Source organism: Winogradskyella vincentii (assembly GCF_020166345.1).
Lineage (GTDB): Bacteria > Bacteroidota > Bacteroidia > Flavobacteriales > Flavobacteriaceae > Winogradskyella > Winogradskyella vincentii.
The window spans coordinates 422,661-443,853 of record NZ_JAIUJS010000002.1 but is presented as its reverse complement, the minus strand read 5'-3'; the positions used below and the strand labels follow the sequence as shown (position 1 = coordinate 443,853).

Here is a 21,193-nt window from a genome sequence, read left to right as displayed (position 1 = left end):
CAACTACATGTGGGAGAAAATAAAAATTTGGCTTGGTTTTAGTAAGGAAATTGAAAAAAATGAAGTTGAAACAATGAAAAAGTACTTAATCGTTGGTCTCGGTAACATTGGTGATAAATATGCCAATACAAGACACAATATTGGATTTAAAATATTGGACTTTTTTGCAAAAAAAGAAAGTTTGTCTTTCGAAACTGTAAAGCTTGGTGATATAACCACTTTTAAGCTTAAAGGCCGTACAATTTACTTTTTAAAACCAAGTACTTATATGAACCTTAGTGGTAAGGCTGTTAAATATTGGCTAACAAAGGAAAAAATACCCATGCAAAATTTACTTGTCGTTACTGATGATTTAAATCTTCCTTTTGGTACTCTTAGGTTAAAAACCAAAGGAAGCGATGGTGGACATAATGGATTAAAAGATTTACAAGATAAACTACAGACCACCAAATACAATAGATTTAGATTTGGAATAAGTGATAGTTTCAGCAAAGGCCGACAAGTTGATTATGTATTGGGAGAATGGAATGAAGAAGAAGAGTCTAAACTTGACGAACGATTAAACATTTCCGTAGAACTAATAAAATCATTTGTCCTAGCTGGGGTTAATAATACCATGAATGAATATAATGGGAAATAAATTATTCCCTCGATTTAAATTTAAATCTAAGGAATAGCTCATGTATACCGCTGCTATTATCTGTGATTTCACTTCTTGTTGAACTTTCATAAGCATAACCGACATCTAACCAATCTAAGGCATTTACCATCAATAATCCACCAAATGCAGCATCTGTACGGTATGCAACTCCCACTTCAAATCTATCATTAAACCTAAACGCACCAGTCAAGTCTACGGATATAGGTGAGCCACCTACATATCTTATCATGGTTGATGGCCTAAATTCCGTATTATCGCTTATGGTAAAATTGTAACCACCTGACAAATAAATATGGGCTTCTTGAGTTGCCTGAGTTATTCTTCCTTCCTCCTCATCTATGCGTTTACTGGATAAGATTCGAGGCACAGAAAGTGATATATAATACTTGTGATGAACTAAATAAGCACCTGCACCAAAATTTGGTCTAAACCCACTGTCAATATTTCCCAAAACCGGATCATCTTGAACGCCATAATTATCTAGACCTCCTTTATCTACATCATAAGTACTTCCTCCTGCCTTTAATCCAAGATACAAATTCAACCATCGAGAGAGTTGAAGATTATATGAAAAATCTATATTAAAACTTGTCTGGCTTTCAACAAAAACTTTGTCACTTACCAAGGACAAACCAAGACCAATTTTATCATTCATTTTTCTTGAATAAAAGAAACTTTGTGTTTCAGGTGCACCTTCAATATTAACCCATTGTTTTCTATAATTTGTTGTTAGATGATCACTTTCGTCTGCGCCAGCATTAGCTGGGTTTATCACATTCATTGTATACCTATACAACATATAATTTGGTTCTTGCTGGGCTTGAATTAACTTAATTGAAAAAACTGCAAGTATTATTAAAATATATTTGTAAAATTTCATTGTCTTCAAATTAATTGCTCTTAAAATGATAAGTAAATCCATCCTGTTAAAATCACTGTCCCATCTCCATTTTGATCTACCTGATAATAATAAGAACCTGTTGGTAGGGTATTACCACTATACGTTCCATTCCAATCGTTATTATAACCAACGGTGCTAAACACGTCTTTTCCCCATCTGTTAAACACCTTAATAATAGCACTAGGGTATCTATCTGCATTTATGATAGTCCAGGTATCGTTAATTCCATCACCATTTGGTGTAAGTACATCATAGACAATCATACTGTCACAAGCATCTCCTATTCCATTATTATTAACATCTAATTGATCAGGATTAAAGTCGAACGGACAATTATCTTCTGTATCTAACACTGAATCATTATCGTCATCGTCATCACACGCATCACCAATACCATCCATATCATTATCTAATTGATCTACATTAGGTACAAGTGGGCAGTTATCAGCAGTGTTCAAAATACCATCATTATCAGAATCTTCATCGCACTCGTCTCCAATGCCATCGTTATCAGCATCACCTTGACTAGGGTTTGCAACATCTGCACAATTGTCTTCTGTGTTTAAGACTCCATCACCATCAATATCATCATCACAGACATCACCAATTCCATCGTTATCCAAATCTGCCTGATCTGCATTTGCGATTTCTGGACAATTATCTAATGAATTAAGAATACCATCACCATCAATATCATCAACAATTCGAATGGTAAAGTCAGTTGAATTAATTGCATAAAAAATATTATTGTTCCCTTCAACTTTAACTCTGGCATTAGTTACGTCTGCGCCCAAACTTGGTACGACTATGATTTGAGTACCATCATTTGGTGTGTCTGAAGCCAAATTTATTGGGTAGGTAAATCCACCATCTAAAGAGAGCAATATATTTACTGTAGATGTATTTACAGCACCTGAGTCTGTACCAGCAACATCCCAAGTTATATTTTGGTTAGTTCCTACATCCCACATTTCATTGGTAGTCTGCGAGGTCACTGTAAAAGGTCCAGCATTATTATCTACTGTTATCATCATAGTGTCAAAATCACTTTGTGGTGATTGGCCAGTGCCATTAGCTTCACTTCTATCCCTAACAGTTAATGCAAAATTTAAGGTTCTTGACACGTTAGATACAGTTTCCCATGATGTATTATCTACTGTTTCAACTGGAAATTGTTCAGTTAATTGACCAGAAATTACGCGCTCAATAATTGGCATGTAACGATCTGGCGATGTGCTAGGTGGCCTAGACCTCCATAAAGCTCCAGAGAATTTATCAGGTCCAAAATCACTTGTTGTTGTTACGCCATTGTCTATTTGTTCCCATGTGTAGGTAAGAACATCACCTGTATCAGAGTCTGTAGCATCTCCTTTCAAAACAAATGCTGTCCCAATAGGTATTGTAAAGTTATTGCCTGCATTTGCAACTGGAGGATTATTGCCTATTGCAGTTCCGACCCAACATGTTCTAGACTGTAAATTATTGAGTATTTGCAGTATACTAAAATAATGAAAGTATGGGTCTGAATGGTCTTGTATATCATTTGGTCCAGTAATCCCAGCATAACCCATAATGGTGGTTCCACTGCCTGGTTCTGCATTAACACCTGTGCCTTCACTACTGAACGACCATGTATGATTTGCTCCCATTTGATGTCCGATTTCATGCGGTACATAATCAATATCAAAAAAATCTGACATATACGGCCCACCATCATTATCTAAAAACGAATGCGAAGAAAATCCTGATCCTTTTGCACCATCTACACAAACACATCCTATACAACCAGCATTACCATTGTTACCACCAAAATGAAACAAGTGGCCAACATCATAATTGGCCTCTCCAACAACATTGGTTAATGTATTTTGCAATTCGCTATTAAAATTACCATTGTAAGGGTCTGTTGCCGGATTGGTGAAAATAATTTCGGTACCTGTTACTAAATTGAAAGTAACTGCCATATCAACTTCAAATACTTCATTCGTTCGATTTAAGGTAGATACTACTTGCGCCAAGGCATCTTGAGCTGCATCTCCATTGCCTGCATTTCCATCATCCCAAAACCCAGTATATTCTGCAGTTGTTGAAATTGCAATTCTAAAGGTTCTTAAGGTCTGATCATTTGCATCTCTATTGGTTAAATTGCCTATATCAATAGCGAAAAATTCGTCCAGAGTTGTACAATCAAAATCTTTATTTTTTTCCTTTCTTACATCTTGTGTATAATTAACATATTTCGAACTATCCGTACGCGAAAAGGGTACTGTAAAACTGGTTGGCATATCAGGACTAGAAATCATAGTCTGCAACCCTTGAGGTGTAACACTAAATCGTGCTCTTGTACCTGGGTTTTCTATGCTAAAACCCAAATAGGTTCTAATTTCAGGATATAATTGTGATAACTCTTCTGATAATACAGGTGATTCTACAATTGTGAATCGTTCAAGCTTACCGCTTGCAATAGGCAATTGAACAATTGTTGGAGATTGTGTATTATTTGCACTTCGTAAAGGAGCATTTGCCAATTGGCTCTTTAATTCTTCAAGGTTTAAACTAAATGTTTGATAGTTTTCTTGATTGAGTTGGGGCTTGTCGTCATTGATAAATTCTGTTTCTTTGGTTTCTTCCCAATAACTTTGTTGGGCCAAAACTGAAAATACACATAAAAACATGGATAATGACAAAACAAAATGTAGCTTTGTTTTCATAAGTGTTTGTGTAGAAAATTAAATTTTCTCGAATTTATTATTTTTTAAACAAACGATTATTAGAATATCCGAAAAATTCTAAACCTCATAATTTATATAGATTGACTGTAACAACAGGAAAAGTAACAACAATAGGCACTTTTGATGGTATTCATATTGGGCACCAAAAAATCTTAAACAAAGTAGTTAAGCTTGCTGAAAAACGAGGCTTTACACCTATTGTCTTAACCTTGTTCCCACATCCTAGAATGGTGCTTCAAAAAGACGATTCTATCAAATTACTGAATACAATTGATGAACGAATTGATATTTTAAAATCTTATGGTATAGCAGAGGTCATTGTAAAAGAATTTACTAAAGAATTTGCCAACCTTTCTGCCGAAGAATATGTAAAGGACATTTTAATTGATGAATTAAATACAAAATATATAGTTGTAGGGTATGATCATCATTTTGGGAAAAACAGAAGTGCCAATATTGAAGATCTAAAGGAATATGCAAAAACATACAATTTTGAAATTAAAGAAATTTCGGCCCAAGATATTAAGGATGTTACGGTCAGTTCTACTAAAATTAGAAATGCACTAAATGAAGGTAATGTGTCCTTGTCTAATAGTTATTTAGGCTATAATTATTTTGTAACTGGTCTGGTTGTAAAAGGTAAGGGCTTAGGACGCAAATTGGATTTCCCTACCGCAAATATTCAAATCAAAGAATCGTATAAACTTATACCAAAAGATGGCGTATATGTGGTACAATGTCAATTAGATAATAGGATTGTATTTGGGATGATGAATATTGGTACTAACCCAACAATTAGTGATAAAGGAAGATCTATAGAAGTTCATTTCTTTGATTATAACGAGGATTTGTATAATCAGAAATTAAAAATCGAATTTTTAAAACGACTGCGAAACGAACAGAAGTTCAAAAATCTTGAAGCCCTCAAATCTCAATTAAGAGAAGACAGAAAAAGTGCCCTAGAATACATTGAAAAAATGAATGAATAAGTTTTTATTTAAGCATATTGATAATTCTGGACTTGTAGTTTTTCGCATTGTATTTGGATTATTGTGTTTCCTGGAATCTGTAGGTGCCGTTTTTACAGGATGGGTAAAACGCACCTTAATTGAACCCGATTTTACGTTTTCATTTATTGGCTTCGAATGGTTGCAACCACTACCTGGTAATTGGATGTATGCTTATTATATAATAATGGGTCTTTTTGGCCTGTTAATAATGGTTGGTTATAAATATAGATTTAGTATGCTAATGTTTGCTATTATGTGGACGGCAACATATTTAATGCAAAAATCAGCTTACAACAATCACTATTATTTATTATTTATATTGAGTTTTCTCATGGTTTTTTTACCAGCACATCGTTATGCTTCAATAGATGCTAAATTGAAACCATCCATTAAACAAATTTCCATGCCTAGTTGGTGTAAATGGGTCTTTGTAATTCAACTTTTTATACTGTACACTTATGCTTCTATCGCAAAACTTTACCCTGATTGGTTAGACACGTCTGTAATTGAATTACTCATGCGAGGTAAAGCTAATTATCCGGTTATTGGAGTACTGCTTCAACAGAAACCAATACACTACTTCATAGCATATGGAGGTATTTTGTTCGATGGTCTCATAATTCCATTATTATTATTTAAACCAACAAGACGAATTGCTTTTTTCGCTTCTATATTTTTTCATCTGTTCAATTCAATTGTTTTTCAAATTGGCATATTTCCTTATCTGTCCTTAGCCTTTAGTTTATTCTTTTTTAGCCCAGAAACAATTAGAGCTCTGTTTTTAAAGAAAAAACCTCTTTATATAGAAAATGAAGTCCCTGTGCCAAAATACGGTAAGGCAATAATCAGTGTCTTTATAATCTATTTTTTAATCCATCTTGCATTGCCATTAAGACATCATTTTTTTCAGGATGATGTACTTTGGACAGAAGAAGGTCATAGATTATCATGGCGAATGATGTTGCGTGCTAAAAGTGGTAAAGCCAGCTATAAAGTTATTGATTCTGAGACCAAAGAAATATGGCCAATTAAATTAGAAGACTATTTGACTAAAAAACAGATGAATGGAGCTAGCACAAAACCTGATATTATCTGGCAGTTTGCTCAAATTCTCAAGGAAGATTTTGCTAAAAAAGGTAAAACTGTTGAAGTATATGCAAGAACCTATATTAGAGTAAATAATCAACCTTCAAAACTTCTCATAGATCCAAATATAGATTTGGCGAAAGAACAATGGTATCACTTCAAACATCATGATTGGATTATGCCCTCAAAATAGGGTCGGTTTTGTTTTTATCTGGTTAAATTCTTATTACATTTGTCTTTCATTTTTTAGCCTTCCCAATGGCATAATTTCAAAGTTACAGATATGTTACAAGTTGCATTTTTAAGAGCTCATAAAGAAGACATAATAAATCGATTGCAAAAACGAAATATTGATGCTTCAGAGATGGTTAATAATGCCATTTTATTTGATGAAGAACGACGAGCTTTACAAACTAAATTAGATAATGTTAAAGCAGAATCTAATAGCATATCAAAAGAAATAGGAATTTTATTCAAATCTGGTGAGGTACAGAAAGCAAATGTTTTAAAAGAGAAGACAACGCAATTAAAGGAAGATACCAAAGAGCTTGAACAAGAATTAAATGCTAAAGTTGAAGCTCTCAACAACTTACTTTATACTATACCAAATGTTCCTAACATTATTGTTCCTTCTGGTAATACAGATGAAGATAATGAAGAAGTGTATAGAGAAGGTGATATACCTACATTATTTGATGGTGCGTTACCACACTGGGAACTAGCAAAGAAATACGACATTATTGATTTTGAGCTTGGTAATAAAATTACTGGTGCCGGTTTCCCTGTATATAAAGGTAAAGGTGCAAAATTACAGCGTGCACTAATTACTTATTTCTTAGATAGGAATACTGAAGCTGGATATACTGAATACCAAGTGCCACATTTAGTAAATGAAGCTTCAGGATTTGGCACAGGTCAATTACCGGATAAAGAGGGGCAAATGTATCATGTAACTGCAGATAATTTATATTTGATCCCTACGGCTGAAGTTCCTGCAACAAACATCTTCAGAAATACAATATTAACTGAGAGTGACCTACCTATAAGTGTTACTGGTTATACGCCTTGCTTTAGGAGAGAAGCTGGCAGTTATGGTGCACATGTTAGAGGTCTTAACCGTTTGCATCAATTTGATAAAGTAGAGATTCTTAGAGTGGAGCACCCTAATAATTCTTACAATGCACTAGACGGTATGGTAGAACATGTTAAGGGCATTTTGAAAGAATTAAAATTACCTTATAGAATATTACGTCTTTGTGGTGGTGATTTAGGATTTACCTCAGCCCTTACTTATGATTTTGAAGTTTTCTCTACTGCTCAAGATCGCTGGTTAGAAATTTCTTCTGTTTCAAATTTTGAAACTTTCCAGGCCAATCGACTAAAATTACGCTTTAAAAACAATGAAGGTAAAAATGAATTATGCCATACATTAAATGGAAGTTCATTGGCACTACCTAGAGTTTTGGCTGGAATCTTAGAAAATTGTCAGACAGAAAATGGTATTAAAATCCCAGAAGTACTAGTACCCTACACAGGTTTCGATATTATTTCATAGCACGAAAAACATCTTCTGAAAGGCATGTAGTGTTAAAAAAATGTGTTTTTAATCGAATTTTTGTGTATTTCTTCGTTTTTTTTATTTATTTTCGTCAAGTTAGTAATCCAAATCGATAACTGACCTAGAAATGAAAAATATAAAACGACTGGTTTTACTCGCGACTTTAGTTGTTATGGTAAGCAAAGTTTTGTTGTAATACTTAAATTATTAATAAAATAATACTTAAGAAACCAAGACAAAGTAACTGAATCATATTTAATAACGAATAATGATTAATAGCACATTTATTTTGCTGGTCAAAATGCCTAAACGTTAAGTTTAGGCATTTTTTTATCATAACATTTACAATATCTGGTTTAGCCATTTGTTATATTTACAAAAAGATTGGCATGCGCAAAGTCCTTTTAACATTAATATTACTTATAGGAGTTCATTTTGGGAATGCTCAAAACAATGAAATTCTAGCAGACAGCTATTATAAAAAAGGAGAGTTTAAAAAAGCCTTAATCATTTACCAAAACCTACTTAAAGAAAAACCATATAGTTATAATTTTATTTTTAAAGTTGTAGATACGCATCAACAACTAGAGCAATTTGATATTGCGGAAGACATCCTTGTGCAAAGGTTAGCTAAAAGAAGAAATCCAACTCTTATTGTAGAACTAGGTTATAATTATCAACTTAGAGATAGTCTGGACAAAGCACAAATACTTTATGACGAAGCTATTGCTTACATAGACGAAAAACCAAATTACATATATAGTATTGCAAGAAAATTTGAAGAGCACTCTCTCTTAGACGAAGCAATAAAAATTTACAACAAGGCAAAGCAACTAACTCCTGATAAAAACTATAATATTCAACTCGCCAGAATATATGGAGATCAAGGTAACGTAGAAAAGATGTTTGAAAACTATATTGAATATATAGACTACAAACCAAATTATCTTAACAACATAAAACGGTCTGTTAGTGATTTTATATCTGAGAACAAGGACAATGAAAATAATGTTTTTTTAAGACGTCAACTCCTAAAAAAATTACAACAAAACCCTAGTCCATATTGGTATGAAATGCTAAGTTGGCTATATGTACAAGAGAAAGCCTATGCTAAATCCTTTATACAGGAAAAAGCTTTATATAAACGAAATCCTGAAAGTTTAGATCGTATTATAGAACTAGCTATCACTGCACTTAACGATAGTGATAATGACACAGCAAAGGATATTTTTAACTACATATTAAAAACTACTTTAGACCCAAGTACAGCTCTTACAGCACATCAGTACATTCTACAAATAGATTCTAAAAATGCGGATAAAAAATCTCTAGATCGGATTGAAGAAAAGTACAAGGAATTATTTCAAATATTTGGGCTTTCTGAGTTAACATTATCACTTCAATTAGCTTATGGTGAATTTCTGGCATTTTATCAAAAAGATACTGACGCTGCGACAAAATTTCTCAGAAAGAGTATGAAATTGAACATAAGTGACTTCCAGGAAGCTACCGTAAAATTATTGCTTGCTGATATACTCGTTTTACAAGAAAAGTTTAACGAGGCACTGATATTTTATTCTCAAATTCAGGCCAATTTAAAGAACAGTACTATCTCTCAAGAGGCACGATTCAAGGTTGCTAAAACAAGTTATTATAAAGGTGATTTTGACTGGGCAGAATCACAGCTTAAAATACTCAAATCATCTACTTCTCAATTAATTGCTAACGATGCTTTAGATCTTAAACTTCTCATTTCTGACAACAAATATGAAGATAGTACTAGAACAGCTTTGAAACTATATGCAAAGGCAGACCTCTATACATTTCAAAATAAAACAGATAAAGCAATCTCTATTTTAGATAAAATTCTCGCAGAACATAAAGGAGAGAGTATAATTGATCAAGCTTTATATCAACAGGCAAAACTTTTTGAGAAAAAGAAGCTTTTTGATAAAGCCGAAGCCAATTATCTTTTAATAATAAAAGATTATAGAGAAGACATTTTAATGGATGATGCCTTGTACCATTTAGCAGAACTTTACAACACATTTCTTGCAAAACCTGAAGATGCCAAAGCTAACTACGAACGAATAATCTTCGAACACGAGGATAGTATTTACTTCATAGACGCAAGGAAGAAATTTAGAATGTTAAGAGGAGACCCTATAAATTAGGGTTATATCACTTACTTTTGCCAAATACTATACTAGAAAACAATTTCAATGATAATTTATAACGTCACTGTAAATATTGATGATTCCGTGCATTTGGAATGGCTAGAGTGGATTAAAGAACATATTCCACAAGTTTTGGCAACTGGTAAGTTTTCTGAAGCTAAACTTACTAAAGTATTGGTTGAAGAAGAAATGGGTGGGCAAACCTATTCAATACAATATAAAGCACACAACAAGGAGGCATTAAAAAAATACTACCTAGAAGATGCAGAAAGATTAAGAAAAGATGGATCTCAAAGGTTTGCAGATAAAATGTTGGCCTTTAGAACTGAATTAGAAATAATAGACGAATATACAGTCAACTTCAATTAAGTTAAAAGTTGTGGCAAATCAAAACCAGGTTAAGGCAAAAAAACATTTAGGACAGCATTTTTTAAAGGATGAAAATATTGCCAAAAAAATTGCTGATTCACTGACATTAAAAGGTTACAAAGATGTTTTAGAGATTGGTCCTGGTATGGGAGTCCTAACAAAATATCTACTTAAAAAAGATATTACAACACATGTCATTGAAATTGATACAGAATCTGTTGAATATTTAAAGAATCATTATATCAATCTAGCTGATAGAATCTACGAGAGAGACTTTTTAAAATATGATTTAAACGAAATTTTTAAAAACAAACCCTTTGCTATCATTGGTAACTTCCCGTACAATATTTCATCACAGATTGTCTTCAAAACATTAGAAATGCGTGATCAAATACCTGAATTTTCAGGTATGTTTCAAAAGGAAGTTGCTCAGCGTATTTGTTCTAACGAAGGCTCCAAAGTATACGGTATACTTTCGGTTTTAACACAGGCTTTCTACGATGCAGAATATTTATTCACTGTACCTCCTACTGTTTTCAATCCACCACCAAAAGTAGATTCTGGAGTCTTACTATTAAGAAGAAAAGACAACTACCACTTGCCTTGCGACGAAAAATTATTTTTCCGTGTTGTTAAAACAGGCTTTCAACAACGCAGAAAAACACTTCGTAACAGTTTAAAAATTTTTAATCTTTCAGATAATTTAAAAGCAAATGCTATCTTTGGGCAACGACCAGAACAATTAGGTGTTTCAGAATTTATTGAACTAACCACCTTAATTGAAAATGACAACAACTAAAACATAAAGTTTTAGTTTTTTATTGAAAATTCTAGTGGAAGAAATTCAAGATAACATACAATTTCAGCTCACTGATGAGCTTATTGAAAACGTTGAGATCCTAGTTGAAAATAATAACGACAAGGAACTTGTTAAGTTGCTCAATGAGTTTCACTACGCTGATATTGCAGAAATTCTTGATGAATTAGATCTTGATGATTCCATTTATGTAATTAAACTTCTAGACTCAGAAACGACTTCAGATATTCTTACTGAGTTAGATGAGGATACAAGAGAAAAAGTTCTAAAGAATCTTTCGGCAAAAGAAATTGCAGAAGAAGTAGAGGAATTAGACACAGATGATGCCGCAGATATCATCGCAGAACTTCCTGAAGAGCGCCAAGAAGAGGTAATCTCTAAAATAGAAGATGAAGAACATAGAGAAGAAATTACCGAGTTATTAAAATACCAAGATGACACTGCTGGAGGTTTAATGGCCAAAGAACTTGTTAAGGTGTATGAAACATGGACTGTTGCAGGTTGTTTAAGACGGATTAGAGGGCAAGCTAAGGAGGTTACACGTGTACACTCTATTTATGTGGTTAATAAGGAGGAAAAATTGATTGGGCGATTGTCCCTTAAAGATTTAATAGTTGCCAAAAACGATCAGAAAATTGCTGATATCGCCAAGGATAATGTAGACTTTGTCAATGTAATTGATGATGTTGAGGACGTTGCAAAGGTAATGGCCAAATATGATCTTGAGGCAATACCTGTTGTTGATGACTCACAAACACTTTTAGGGAGAATTACAATTGATGATATTGTTGATGTCCTTAAGGAAGAAGCAGAAAAAGATTACCAGTTGGCTGCTGGTATTACCCAAGATGTAGATTCTGATGATAGTATTATTGAGTTAACAAGAGCAAGATTACCTTGGTTATTTCTAGGACTTATTGGTGGTGTAGGAGCCTTTGTAATTATGGAGGGATTTCAAGAAGCCTTTAACCAGTATGCAGTGTTGTTTTTCTTTACTCCTCTAATTGCGGCAATGGCTGGAAATGTTGGTGTACAATCTAGTGCAATCATAGTACAGGGTCTTGCAAATGACGATATAAAAGGAAGTATAAACAGAAGACTTTTAAAAGAAATGTCGTTGGCCACGTTAAATGGTATTATTTTAGCCGCATTTTTATTTTTATTTGTTTGGATTTACATTGGTGAAATTGATAAAGCAATTGCAATATCTACCTCACTTGTAGCTGTTATAATTATTGCAGGTTTAATAGGAACCTTTGTACCTTTATTTTTGGACAAAAGAGGTATAGACCCTGCAATTGCAACTGGTCCATTTATTACTACAAGTAATGATATCCTTGGTATTCTTTTATATTTCTGGATCGCAAAATTAATTCTTGGTATATAATTATCTGCTCTTTGTATTTTTGATGTATGAAAGCTATAAACATTAAAGACAAGTTCACAAAATTCAGTAAAAACTGGCATCCGCATCAAATAGCAGTAGTTGATGATATGCAGGTTATTTTAGCCAAATTAAAGGGTGAATTTGTTTGGCATAGTCATGATGATGAAGATGAATTGTTCCAAGTAATTAAAGGCACACTTTATATGCAATTTAGAGATAGAACAGAAGTTGTAAATGAAGGTGAATTTATTGTAGTGCCTAAAGGCGTTGAACACAATCCTTTCACTAAAAACGATGAAGAAGTCCATGTACTTTTATTCGAAAAAATAAACACAGCACATACAGGAAACGTCGTACACGAACGTACACAATCTGAATATCCAAAGATTTGAAAATACTTCATATAGATAGTAACCATAAACTTCTAATAAATCAGCTCAATGATTTAGGCTTTGAAAACATAGAAGATTACACATCCTCAAAAACAGAAGTTGAAGCAATAATTTCAGAATATGATGGTATTATTATCCGCAGTCGATTTACAATTGACAAACCATTTTTAGATGCCGCTTCAAATTTAAAATTTATAGGTCGTGTCGGAGCCGGTTTAGAAAATATAGACTGTGATTATGCCAAAAAAAAAGGTGTTTATCTTATTTCAGCACCAGAAGGAAACAGAAATGCTGTTGGCGAACATACCTTAGGTATGCTATTATCCCTTTTTAACAAACTAAATAAAGCAGATGATGAAGTTAGACAAGGCAAATGGCTTAGAGAGGACAATCGTGGGTTAGAACTCGATGGTAAGATAGTTGGTTTAATTGGATATGGTAATATGGGTAAAGCTTTTGCTAAAAAGCTTAGAGGATTTGATGTTGAAGTTCTTTGCTATGATATAAAAGAAAATGTTGGTGATGAAAATTGTAAACAAGTAACTTTAATAGAACTTCAGGAAAAAGTTGATGTTTTGAGTTTACATACTCCACAGACTCCTCTAACCTTAAATATGGTAGATAGAGAATTTATCAATAACTTTAAAAAGCCCTTTTGGTTAATTAATACTGCACGTGGTAAAAGTGTTGTTACCAAAGATTTAGTTGAGGCCTTAAAAAAAGGTAAAATATTAGGCGCAGGATTGGATGTATTAGAATTTGAAAAAGCCTCTTTTGAAAATTTATTTTCATCAAACAACATCCCAGACGTGTTTCAAGAACTTATAAGTTCTGACAAAGTTTTACTGACGCCACATGTTGCAGGCTGGACAGTTGAGAGTAAAGTTAAACTCGCACAAACCATTGTAGATAAAATCAAAGCTAAATTTTGCTAAATTAGAGGATTACTAAATCAATCTAATTATGCAATATAATGCAGACTCACCAGAGGACTATATATCACAAGTTCCTGAAGATAGACAGAACGCGCTTAAAAAATTACGGAAAACAATAAATGACAACTTACCTAAAGGATTTGAAGAAGGCATTATTTATAAAATGATAGGCTATTATGTGCCTCATTCTGTTTATCCAGACGGTTATCATTGTGACCCAAAGACACCATTGCCATTCATGAGTTTTGCCTCACAAAAAAATTCGGTTAACTTATATCACAGTGGTATTTATGCCAAGAAAGAACTTCACGATTGGTTTGTAAATGAATATCCAAAGCATTCCTCTAGAAAATTAGATATGGGTAAAAGTTGTATCCGATTTAAAAAGGTAGACGAAATCCCGTTTGAACTGATAGGAGAACTAACAAGGAAAATGACATGTGATGAATGGATTGATATTTATGAATCTGCAATAAAGAAATAATGATATGAAAAAAAGAGTAACAGGAATTGGTGGATTGTTTTTTAAAACAAAAGATCCAAAAGCTTCTAAAGATTGGTACAAAAAACATTTGGGATTTAATACTGACGACTATGGATGTACCTTTTGGTGGAAAGATAAAGAGGGTAAGGACTGCTCCACACAATGGAGTCCTTTTAAGGATGACACAAGTTATTTTAATCCATCTGACAAACCTTATATGTTCAACTATCGCGTTGATGATTTAGAAGCATTATTAAAGGTATTAAAAAAAGAAGGTGTAACAATTGTAGGTGATATGGAGACATATGATTATGGGAAGTTTGCTTGGATTTTAGATAATGACAATAATAAAATAGAATTGTGGGAACCAATTGATTCTGCATTTCAATAAACAAATTTCTTTTTTAGTAATTTTAACGGAACTATTAATCATTAAAACAATACAATAATGTCAGACGATAATAAAGATTTAAAGGACGACCTTGACGATATGATAGGTGACGCAAAAGAAAGTGCCAAAAAAGCGGGAGATAAAATAAGCCAAAAAGCAAGTGAAATTGCAGATGATGCAAAAGAATTGGCAGGAGAAGCTAAAGAGAAAGCCGCTGAATTTGCTGATGACGCTAAGGAAGTTTTAAGTGATGGTAAGAATATTGCAATTATAGCTCACCTAACTATAATAGGTTGGGTTATTGCCTTGGTAATGAATAGTAATAACAAAACAGAGATTGGCTCATTCTATATTAGACAAATGCTAGGTTTTTTAATTATTTTATTTGTATCATCATGGGTGCCAATTCTTAATCTAATAGTAATTATAGTTCTTTTTATTGCTTGGTTAATGAGTCTTATAGGTGCATTTGGGGGTGAAAAGAAAACGACCTTCCTATTAGGGAATCAATTTCAGGATTGGTTTAAATCATTATAAACAAAATGAAACCCAGATATTAAATCTGGGTTTTTTATTTATCTAATCCAAAATCTGAAGGTAACGTGTCACCCAATCTTTGACTTCCTAAATAACCCGTGAGATATACACCAATAATCGGAGAATAGTTGCCATAAACATCTATAAAAATGTAGTCGGTCTTCAGTTCCATTGTAGATTGCGATGATTTTTTATAGAGTATATTTATTTTAGATTTTAATCTCAATTCTTTTATACCAGACGTCTTAACTTCTGAGATCCTTATAAAATCCCACTCTTCAACTTTCTTGTTTCTATTATAAATCTGATAACTTTCCTTTTTTAAATCCTCATTGTACAATGCCCTAATAAAATGCTGTACGGACCCCTTATAAACCTTGTTTCTGTTCTTGTTAACTCTCCGCTTTGAACCATTGGTAAGATCTTTATAAAAGGTGGTTCCTAGATATGTTACCGAGTTTAAAATAAAGGTGTTTTCTTCTATATCTACATTTCTATAACTAGCTTCAAAATCAATTATATCAAACTCTATTTGGTACTGTAGTGCTCTATTTTTTACCCTTAGGGGTTCTTCAGAACTTGCATAAAGTGTGTTGTCTTTGCCATCATAGTAGAGTACCAACTTATCTTCATTTAATAATTTACAGGAATTTGCAAATCTAGACGTTCCAAGAAATTCTTTTTTAAACAGTTTTAGCTTTTGCTCTCTTGTTAATTCATCATCAAAATTAACAAAGACTTCATCAAGAGTATTTGTGGCAGCTTCAAGCTCAATTAAGATATTATCCAATCCCCTATAATCTGCAATCAAAACTTTTTGGTAACCTAAATAAGATATAACCAGGTTTGACCTAACAGCATCTGTGTAGTCAATTGAAAACTCACCATTTTCATTTGTAGTAGTACCAATTGTAGTTTGGTCAAAATATATAGAAGCCGTTTCTACAGGCTCTTGAGTAACTTTGTCAATTACCTTTCCTGTAATTGTTTGAGACAATAGAATACTTGGAATAATTAGAAAAAATAGCGTTAATCTATTTGTCATGGTTATCCATGAATTTCCGTTCTAACTCAGCTTGGAATTCCTCCATAACAGGTCTAACAGTACTTTCCGGAAGGTCTGCAATTTTAATATACATAAGACCATCTACTGCATTATTAAAAAGTGGATCTACGTTAAATGCAACTAATTTGGCGTTTTGCTTAATATACTTTTTTAATAGAACAGGAAGCCTTAGTGCTCCAGGTTCAACTTCATCAATTATTTTATCAAATTTATTTAAATCCGCCTCTGTAGAATCAAAAACAAAATCTTTATCTGCATCTTTAAGTTTTACCTTAAATTCTTTCTTAGGATGAACATATTGTGCTACATATGGGTCGTAATAATGAGACTTCATAAATTCAATCATTAAACTTTTAGAAAAGTTTGAAAACTGATTGCTAATACTAACACCACCAATTAAATATTTATGTTCTGGATAACGCAGGGTTGTATGCACTATGCCTTTCCATAACAAAAACAATGGCATAGGTTTTTGTTGGTATTCTTTTATGATAAATGCCCTACCCATTTCAATAGATTGGCTCATCATTTTGTATAACTCCGGCTCAAACCTAAATAAATCCTGAAGATAAAAACCATCTATCCCAAAGCGTTCAAATATCTTTGAACCAAGTCCCATTCTATAGGCACCAGCAATATTATTCTTATCATTATCCCACAGGAACATGTGGTGGTAATAGGTATCAAAAGTATCCAAATCAATAGCCTCGTTTGTGCCCTCACCAACTTCCCTGAAAGTTATCTCTCGCAGTCGTCCAATTTCACGAAGAATATTGGGTATATCTCTAGCTGAAGCTAAATACACCTCATAATTTTTACTTTGCAATAATCTGCAATCATTCTCCCTTAAGAAATTTACTTCATCCATCATAACTCCTGAATCAATAGGTGTTACAATTCGTTTAGGAGGCTTTGGTACCTTAACCGTAGATTTTATATTATCTAATATCTTTGGCTTGTCTTCAAATGTTTTTGAAAGCATGTAGGTCTTTCGTCGTAAAAACTCTGAAAACTCACTTAAACTTTCATGTTCATTTTGATCTTTAACAGAAATTGCCTTTCCCACTCTAACTTTAATCACTCTGCGTTTTTGAGTAAGTAATTCTGAAGGTAACTTCGCTGTTCTTAATGTGTCACTTATTTTTGAAAGTCTATAGAACAATCTACTGTTCTTGGCATGAAAATATATGGGTACAACAGGGACTTCTGCTTTTTGAATGAGCTTCATTGCAGCTTCTTCCCATGGCTTGTCAACTACCAATTTGCCATCTCTGTAAGTTGAAACTTCACCAGCAGGAAAAACACCAAGTGGGCTACCTTCCCTTAAGTGAAGAATGGCATTTTTAAATCCTGAAACACTACTTTTTACATCCTTCCTATCCTCAAATGGGTTGACAGGCATTATATAGGGCTTTAGTGGTTCTATTCTATGTAACAGAAAATTTGCGATAATTTTAAAATCACTGCGTTGCTCTAACATCAATTTTAATAGCAAAATACCATCAATACCACCCAAGGGATGATTAGATATCGTAATAAATGGCCCTTCCTTTGGAAGTCGTTTCAAATCCTCTTCGGGTATTTCAAATTTAATCTGAAATTCATCTAATATACCATCAAGAAACTCGAGCTCACTGAGGTGCTTATTGCGCTTATAAATTCTATTGAGTGTAGAAATTTTAAGGACTTTCATTAAAATCCAACCGAAAAAAGTACCCAAAAAACCATATTTATCGGCATTAATCGCTTTGGCCACTTCCTTAGCAGTCACTAATCCAATTTCGGTTGATTTACCCATAAAACAAATGTAATAACTATTTATTTAGTGACAATTTGAACTGTCTGCTGCGTTAATTGTTTCAATAATACTGTTTTACCGTTTTCTAATTCACTTATCGCATCATTGTTGTAGTGCCTTATTGTATATAAACTCACATTGTCATAGCTTGTTACTTTAAATTTTGCCTTTAAGTGTTTTAAAAGCTTTTCAAGATTATCATAAATATTGTCTATACAAACGGAAAAACTTATGGCAGAATTTTGTATTACATCAACTTTCATTTTATATAGATGTAATAAATTGAATATATCGCTGATATTTTCTTCGACTATATATGAGAAATCTAAAGATGATAACGAAATAAGTGTCTGGTTTTTCTTTACAATAAAACAAGGAATTTCTGGATCTAATGCTTTGCCTTTGCTAACCTTTGTACCATCATCTTTTGGATGTAGAAAGGACTTTACATACAATGGAATTTCTTTTCTTTGTAAAGGTTGTAATGTCTTAGGATGAATTACAGAGGCTCCGTAAAAAGCCAGCTCAATAGCTTCTCTATATGAAATTTGATGCAACAGTTGAGCATTTTCAAAATACCTTGGATCTGCATTTAAAACACCTGGTACATCTTTCCAAATAGTTACACTATTAGCGTTTAAACAATATGCAAAAATTGCTGCGGTGTAATCACTACCTTCCCTACCTAATGTAGTTGTAAAATTATTAGCATCGCTACCCAAAAACCCTTGTGTTATATTCAGTTTTTTAGCATCAAACTTTGACGAAATATTTGCTTGAGTCGTTTCCCAATTTACATTTGCCCTTCTGTAGTAATTATCTGTTTTTATATATTCCCTTACATCGATCCATTGATTTTTTAAACCAATTTCATTTAAATAATGGCTAATTATTGTAGTAGATACAAGTTCACCAAATCCTATGGTTTGATCATATACAAAATTATAGTCTGGCGACTTATTATTTTTAAAGAAAAATGTAAGCTCATCAAACATAGATTTAACTATTTTAAAAACATTATGTCTGTCATTATCAAATAATTCTAAAAGAATTTCATTGTGGTATTTAATTACATCGTGAATTGCACTCTGTAATTCAGGTTTGTTATCAAAATAATTTCTAACAACCAATTCTAAGGCATTAGTAGTTTTGCCCATTGCAGAAACCACAACAAGTGTATTGTCATAGCCTGTTGTATTCAATACTTTTGCAACGTTTCTTACACCTTCTGCGTCCATAACAGAAGCACCACCAAACTTATAAACTCGCATTATAAATTCTTTAAATAATTATCAATAGCTTCTTCATCTAATTGAACAACATCCCAATCTCGCATTATTTTTGCGCCTTTGCTTTCGTAAAATTTAATTGCCGGTTCATTCCAGTCTAAAACTTCCCAACTTACACGTTTTACGTTTAGGCTTTTTGCATATTTCACTACTTCATCTAACAATATTGTACCAAGCCCGAATCCTCTACAAGACTCACTTACGATGAGGTCCTCTAAATGAATAACTTCACCTTTCCATGTTGAATACCTTGGATATACAAGGGCTATGCCTTCAACTTCATTATTAATTTCTACAACAAAACATGTGAATTTTGGGTGTGCACCAAAACCATCATTCTCTAGATCTTTTAAAGTAACCTCAACTGCATCAGGTTCTTTCTCAAAAATTGCCAATTCATTGATGAGTTCTAAAACTCTTGGCATATCTTTTATTGTTGCTAATCTTGGTTGGTACATGCTCATCTTAAAAGAACTCAAATATAATTCAAAACTAACGTTACATAACAATTAATTTAATTTACGAAAACGTTTTAGTTTGTAAAATAATACGATATTTGTGTCAATTAATCAATATAATGCTTCATGTCTCATACTAATCAAACTCTAGGTGAGTTTATTATTGAAAATCAATCCTCTTTTAAATATACTTCTGGAGAACTCTCTAGATTAATAAATTCTATAAGACTAGCTGCTAAAGTGGTTAACCACGAGGTTAATAAAGCAGGTCTTGTTGATATTATAGGTGCAGTTGGTGACACCAATATACAAGGTGAAGATCAGCAGAAATTAGATGTATATGCTAATGAGAAGTTTATCCAAACTATGACAAAGAGAAACATTGTTTGTGGTATTGCAAGTGAAGAGGAGGATGATTTTGTAGCTATAAACAGTCAAGATGAAAACAACCAAAACAAGTATATTGTTTTAATTGACCCTCTAGATGGTTCATCTAATATTGATGTAAACGTTTCTGTAGGAACTATTTTCTCTGTTTACAGGCGTGTAACACCTGTTGGGACTCCTGTAACTATTGAAGACTTTCTTCAAAAAGGGAGTCAGCAAGTTGCCGCTGGCTATGTTATATACGGAACATCAACAATGTTAGTATATACCACTGGAGATGGTGTTAATGGGTTTACCTTAAATCCGGCCATAGGTTCGTTTTATTTATCTCACCCAAATATGCAATTTCCTGAAGATGGTAAAATCTATTCAGTGAATGAGGGTAACTACATACACTTCCCAAAAGGAATTAAAGACTACATAAAATATTGTCAAAAAGAAGAAGGAGACAGACCTTATACTTCCAGATATATTGGTTCTCTAGTATCAGACTTTCATAGAAACATGATTAAAGGTGGAATTTACATGTATCCTAAGAGTTCAAAAAAAATGAATGGTAAATTACGTTTGTTATACGAATGTAACCCAATGGCATTTTTAGCAGAACAAGCCAATGGTAAAGCCAGTGATGGATTTACAAGGATAATGGATATTGAACCGACAGAATTACACGAACGTGTGCCCTTTATTTGTGGAAGCAAAAATATGGTAGAAAAGGCTGAAGAATTTATGCGCAACGCATAAAAAAAGCGAGCTAA

General features: G+C 33.0%; 20 protein-coding genes. 14 read left to right on the top strand and 6 right to left on the bottom strand.

The genetic code is table 11. The features are described 5' to 3' along the window. The first annotated feature begins 7 nt into the window (after nucleotides 1-7). The gene (gene pth / locus LBV24_RS05165; RefSeq protein WP_224477522.1) at nucleotides 8-640 is read left to right on the top strand and encodes an aminoacyl-tRNA hydrolase; all 633 of its coding nucleotides are present in this window, start codon (nucleotides 8-10) and stop codon (nucleotides 638-640) included. A 1-nt stretch (nucleotide 641) separates the two neighbouring features. Here the strand turns inward: pth and LBV24_RS05160 are convergent, their stop codons facing one another. After that, a complete protein-coding gene (locus LBV24_RS05160; protein WP_224477521.1) occupies nucleotides 642-1,541 on the bottom strand; it encodes a PorP/SprF family type IX secretion system membrane protein in 900 nt (299 codons plus the stop codon). A gap of 20 nt (nucleotides 1,542-1,561) precedes the next feature. Next, entirely contained in the window at nucleotides 1,562-4,273 is a 2,712-nt protein-coding gene (locus LBV24_RS05155; RefSeq protein WP_224477520.1) for a thrombospondin type 3 repeat-containing protein, read from the bottom strand. 101 nt (nucleotides 4,274-4,374) lie between these two features. Here LBV24_RS05155 and LBV24_RS05150 point away from each other — a divergent pair, with 101 nt between their 5' ends. The 12 genes from LBV24_RS05150 (at nucleotide 4,375) to LBV24_RS05095 (ending at nucleotide 15,437) form a co-directional block, all read left to right on the top strand. Further along, nucleotides 4,375-5,283: a bifunctional riboflavin kinase/FAD synthetase gene (locus LBV24_RS05150; RefSeq protein ID WP_224477519.1), complete on the top strand. Its 909-nt coding sequence runs from the start codon at nucleotides 4,375-4,377 to the stop codon at nucleotides 5,281-5,283. Then, entirely contained in the window at nucleotides 5,276-6,583 is a 1,308-nt protein-coding gene (locus LBV24_RS05145; protein WP_224477518.1) for an HTTM domain-containing protein, read from the top strand. Before LBV24_RS05150 ends, LBV24_RS05145 begins: the two co-directional genes overlap by 8 nt. A 90-nt stretch (nucleotides 6,584-6,673) precedes the next feature. Beyond that, nucleotides 6,674-7,945, top strand: coding sequence for a serine--tRNA ligase (serS, locus tag LBV24_RS05140; RefSeq protein ID WP_224477517.1), 1,272 nt, complete (start codon nucleotides 6,674-6,676; stop codon nucleotides 7,943-7,945). Between the two features lie 392 nt (nucleotides 7,946-8,337). Beyond that, nucleotides 8,338-10,122: a tetratricopeptide repeat protein gene (locus LBV24_RS05135; RefSeq protein WP_224477516.1), complete on the top strand. Its 1,785-nt coding sequence runs from the start codon at nucleotides 8,338-8,340 to the stop codon at nucleotides 10,120-10,122. A gap of 48 nt (nucleotides 10,123-10,170) precedes the next feature. Beyond that, on the top strand, nucleotides 10,171-10,494 hold the full coding sequence (locus tag LBV24_RS05130) for a DUF4286 family protein (protein WP_224477515.1): 324 nt from the start codon (nucleotides 10,171-10,173) through the stop codon (nucleotides 10,492-10,494). A gap of 10 nt (nucleotides 10,495-10,504) precedes the next feature. Beyond that, a complete protein-coding gene (gene rsmA / locus LBV24_RS05125; RefSeq protein WP_224477514.1) occupies nucleotides 10,505-11,293 on the top strand; it encodes a 16S rRNA (adenine(1518)-N(6)/adenine(1519)-N(6))-dimethyltransferase RsmA in 789 nt (262 codons plus the stop codon). Nucleotides 11,294-11,315: 22 nt separating this feature from the next. Beyond that, entirely contained in the window at nucleotides 11,316-12,698 is a 1,383-nt protein-coding gene (gene mgtE, locus LBV24_RS05120; RefSeq protein ID WP_262901998.1) for a magnesium transporter, read from the top strand. A gap of 26 nt (nucleotides 12,699-12,724) precedes the next feature. After that, on the top strand, nucleotides 12,725-13,090 hold the full coding sequence (locus LBV24_RS05115; protein ID WP_224477513.1) for a cupin domain-containing protein: 366 nt from the start codon (nucleotides 12,725-12,727) through the stop codon (nucleotides 13,088-13,090). Next, on the top strand, nucleotides 13,087-14,025 hold the full coding sequence (locus LBV24_RS05110; protein ID WP_224477512.1) for a 2-hydroxyacid dehydrogenase: 939 nt from the start codon (nucleotides 13,087-13,089) through the stop codon (nucleotides 14,023-14,025). The genes LBV24_RS05115 and LBV24_RS05110 overlap by 4 nt, the downstream gene beginning before the upstream one ends. 28 nt (nucleotides 14,026-14,053) lie before the next feature. Next, a complete protein-coding gene (locus LBV24_RS05105; protein ID WP_224477511.1) occupies nucleotides 14,054-14,509 on the top strand; it encodes a DUF1801 domain-containing protein in 456 nt (151 codons plus the stop codon). 4 nt (nucleotides 14,510-14,513) lie between these two features. Then, complete coding sequence (locus tag LBV24_RS05100) at nucleotides 14,514-14,900, top strand: VOC family protein (protein WP_224477510.1); 387 nt, start codon at nucleotides 14,514-14,516, stop codon at nucleotides 14,898-14,900. A 57-nt stretch (nucleotides 14,901-14,957) separates the two neighbouring features. Beyond that, nucleotides 14,958-15,437 carry a YtxH domain-containing protein gene (locus tag LBV24_RS05095; RefSeq protein ID WP_224477509.1) on the top strand — a complete coding sequence of 160 codons (480 nt, stop codon included), beginning with the start codon at nucleotides 14,958-14,960 and terminating at the stop codon, nucleotides 15,435-15,437. A 34-nt stretch (nucleotides 15,438-15,471) separates the two neighbouring features. Here LBV24_RS05095 and LBV24_RS05090 read toward each other — a convergent pair whose 3' ends face one another. Genes LBV24_RS05090 through LBV24_RS05075 form a run of 4 tightly spaced genes read right to left on the bottom strand, consistent with a single transcriptional unit; the run spans nucleotide 15,472 to nucleotide 20,048 of the window. Then, nucleotides 15,472-16,482 carry a carboxypeptidase-like regulatory domain-containing protein gene (locus LBV24_RS05090; RefSeq protein ID WP_224477508.1) on the bottom strand — a complete coding sequence of 337 codons (1,011 nt, stop codon included), beginning with the start codon at nucleotides 16,480-16,482 and terminating at the stop codon, nucleotides 15,472-15,474. Beyond that, on the bottom strand, nucleotides 16,472-18,301 hold the full coding sequence (locus tag LBV24_RS05085; protein ID WP_224477507.1) for a GNAT family N-acyltransferase: 1,830 nt from the start codon (nucleotides 18,299-18,301) through the stop codon (nucleotides 16,472-16,474). Before LBV24_RS05085 ends, LBV24_RS05090 begins: the two co-directional genes overlap by 11 nt. Nucleotides 18,302-18,321: 20 nt before the next feature. After that, nucleotides 18,322-19,572, bottom strand: a complete 1,251-nt coding sequence (locus LBV24_RS05080; RefSeq protein WP_224477506.1) for an aspartate kinase — start codon at nucleotides 19,570-19,572, stop codon at nucleotides 18,322-18,324. Then, complete coding sequence (locus LBV24_RS05075) at nucleotides 19,572-20,048, bottom strand: GNAT family N-acetyltransferase (protein WP_224477660.1); 477 nt, start codon at nucleotides 20,046-20,048, stop codon at nucleotides 19,572-19,574. Before LBV24_RS05075 ends, LBV24_RS05080 begins: the two co-directional genes overlap by 1 nt. 126 nt (nucleotides 20,049-20,174) lie before the next feature. Here LBV24_RS05075 and fbp point away from each other — a divergent pair, with 126 nt between their 5' ends. Next, a complete protein-coding gene (gene fbp, locus LBV24_RS05070) occupies nucleotides 20,175-21,179 on the top strand; it encodes a class 1 fructose-bisphosphatase (RefSeq protein ID WP_224477505.1) in 1,005 nt (334 codons plus the stop codon). Nucleotides 21,180-21,193 lie beyond the last annotated feature (14 nt).

Excerpts from the sequence above, each read along its gene's own strand:
- pth (WP_224477522.1), top strand. The coding sequence starts at position 8 with ATGTGGGAGAAAATAAAAATTTGGCTTGGTTTTAGTAAGGAAATTGAA.
- LBV24_RS05160 (WP_224477521.1), bottom strand. The coding sequence starts at position 1,541 with ATGAAATTTTACAAATATATTTTAATAATACTTGCAGTTTTTTCAATT.
- LBV24_RS05155 (WP_224477520.1), bottom strand. The coding sequence starts at position 4,273 with ATGAAAACAAAGCTACATTTTGTTTTGTCATTATCCATGTTTTTATGT.
- LBV24_RS05145 (WP_224477518.1), top strand. The coding sequence starts at position 5,276 with ATGAATAAGTTTTTATTTAAGCATATTGATAATTCTGGACTTGTAGTT.
- serS (WP_224477517.1), top strand. The coding sequence starts at position 6,674 with ATGTTACAAGTTGCATTTTTAAGAGCTCATAAAGAAGACATAATAAAT.
- LBV24_RS05135 (WP_224477516.1), top strand. The coding sequence starts at position 8,338 with ATGCGCAAAGTCCTTTTAACATTAATATTACTTATAGGAGTTCATTTT.
- LBV24_RS05130 (WP_224477515.1), top strand. The coding sequence starts at position 10,171 with ATGATAATTTATAACGTCACTGTAAATATTGATGATTCCGTGCATTTG.
- LBV24_RS05115 (WP_224477513.1), top strand. The coding sequence starts at position 12,725 with ATGAAAGCTATAAACATTAAAGACAAGTTCACAAAATTCAGTAAAAAC.
- LBV24_RS05105 (WP_224477511.1), top strand. The coding sequence starts at position 14,054 with ATGCAATATAATGCAGACTCACCAGAGGACTATATATCACAAGTTCCT.
- LBV24_RS05100 (WP_224477510.1), top strand. The coding sequence starts at position 14,514 with ATGAAAAAAAGAGTAACAGGAATTGGTGGATTGTTTTTTAAAACAAAA.
- LBV24_RS05095 (WP_224477509.1), top strand. The coding sequence starts at position 14,958 with ATGTCAGACGATAATAAAGATTTAAAGGACGACCTTGACGATATGATA.
- LBV24_RS05090 (WP_224477508.1), bottom strand. The coding sequence starts at position 16,482 with ATGACAAATAGATTAACGCTATTTTTTCTAATTATTCCAAGTATTCTA.
- LBV24_RS05085 (WP_224477507.1), bottom strand. The coding sequence starts at position 18,301 with ATGGGTAAATCAACCGAAATTGGATTAGTGACTGCTAAGGAAGTGGCC.
- LBV24_RS05080 (WP_224477506.1), bottom strand. The coding sequence starts at position 19,572 with ATGCGAGTTTATAAGTTTGGTGGTGCTTCTGTTATGGACGCAGAAGGT.
- LBV24_RS05075 (WP_224477660.1), bottom strand. The coding sequence starts at position 20,048 with ATGTACCAACCAAGATTAGCAACAATAAAAGATATGCCAAGAGTTTTA.
- fbp (WP_224477505.1), top strand. The coding sequence starts at position 20,175 with ATGTCTCATACTAATCAAACTCTAGGTGAGTTTATTATTGAAAATCAA.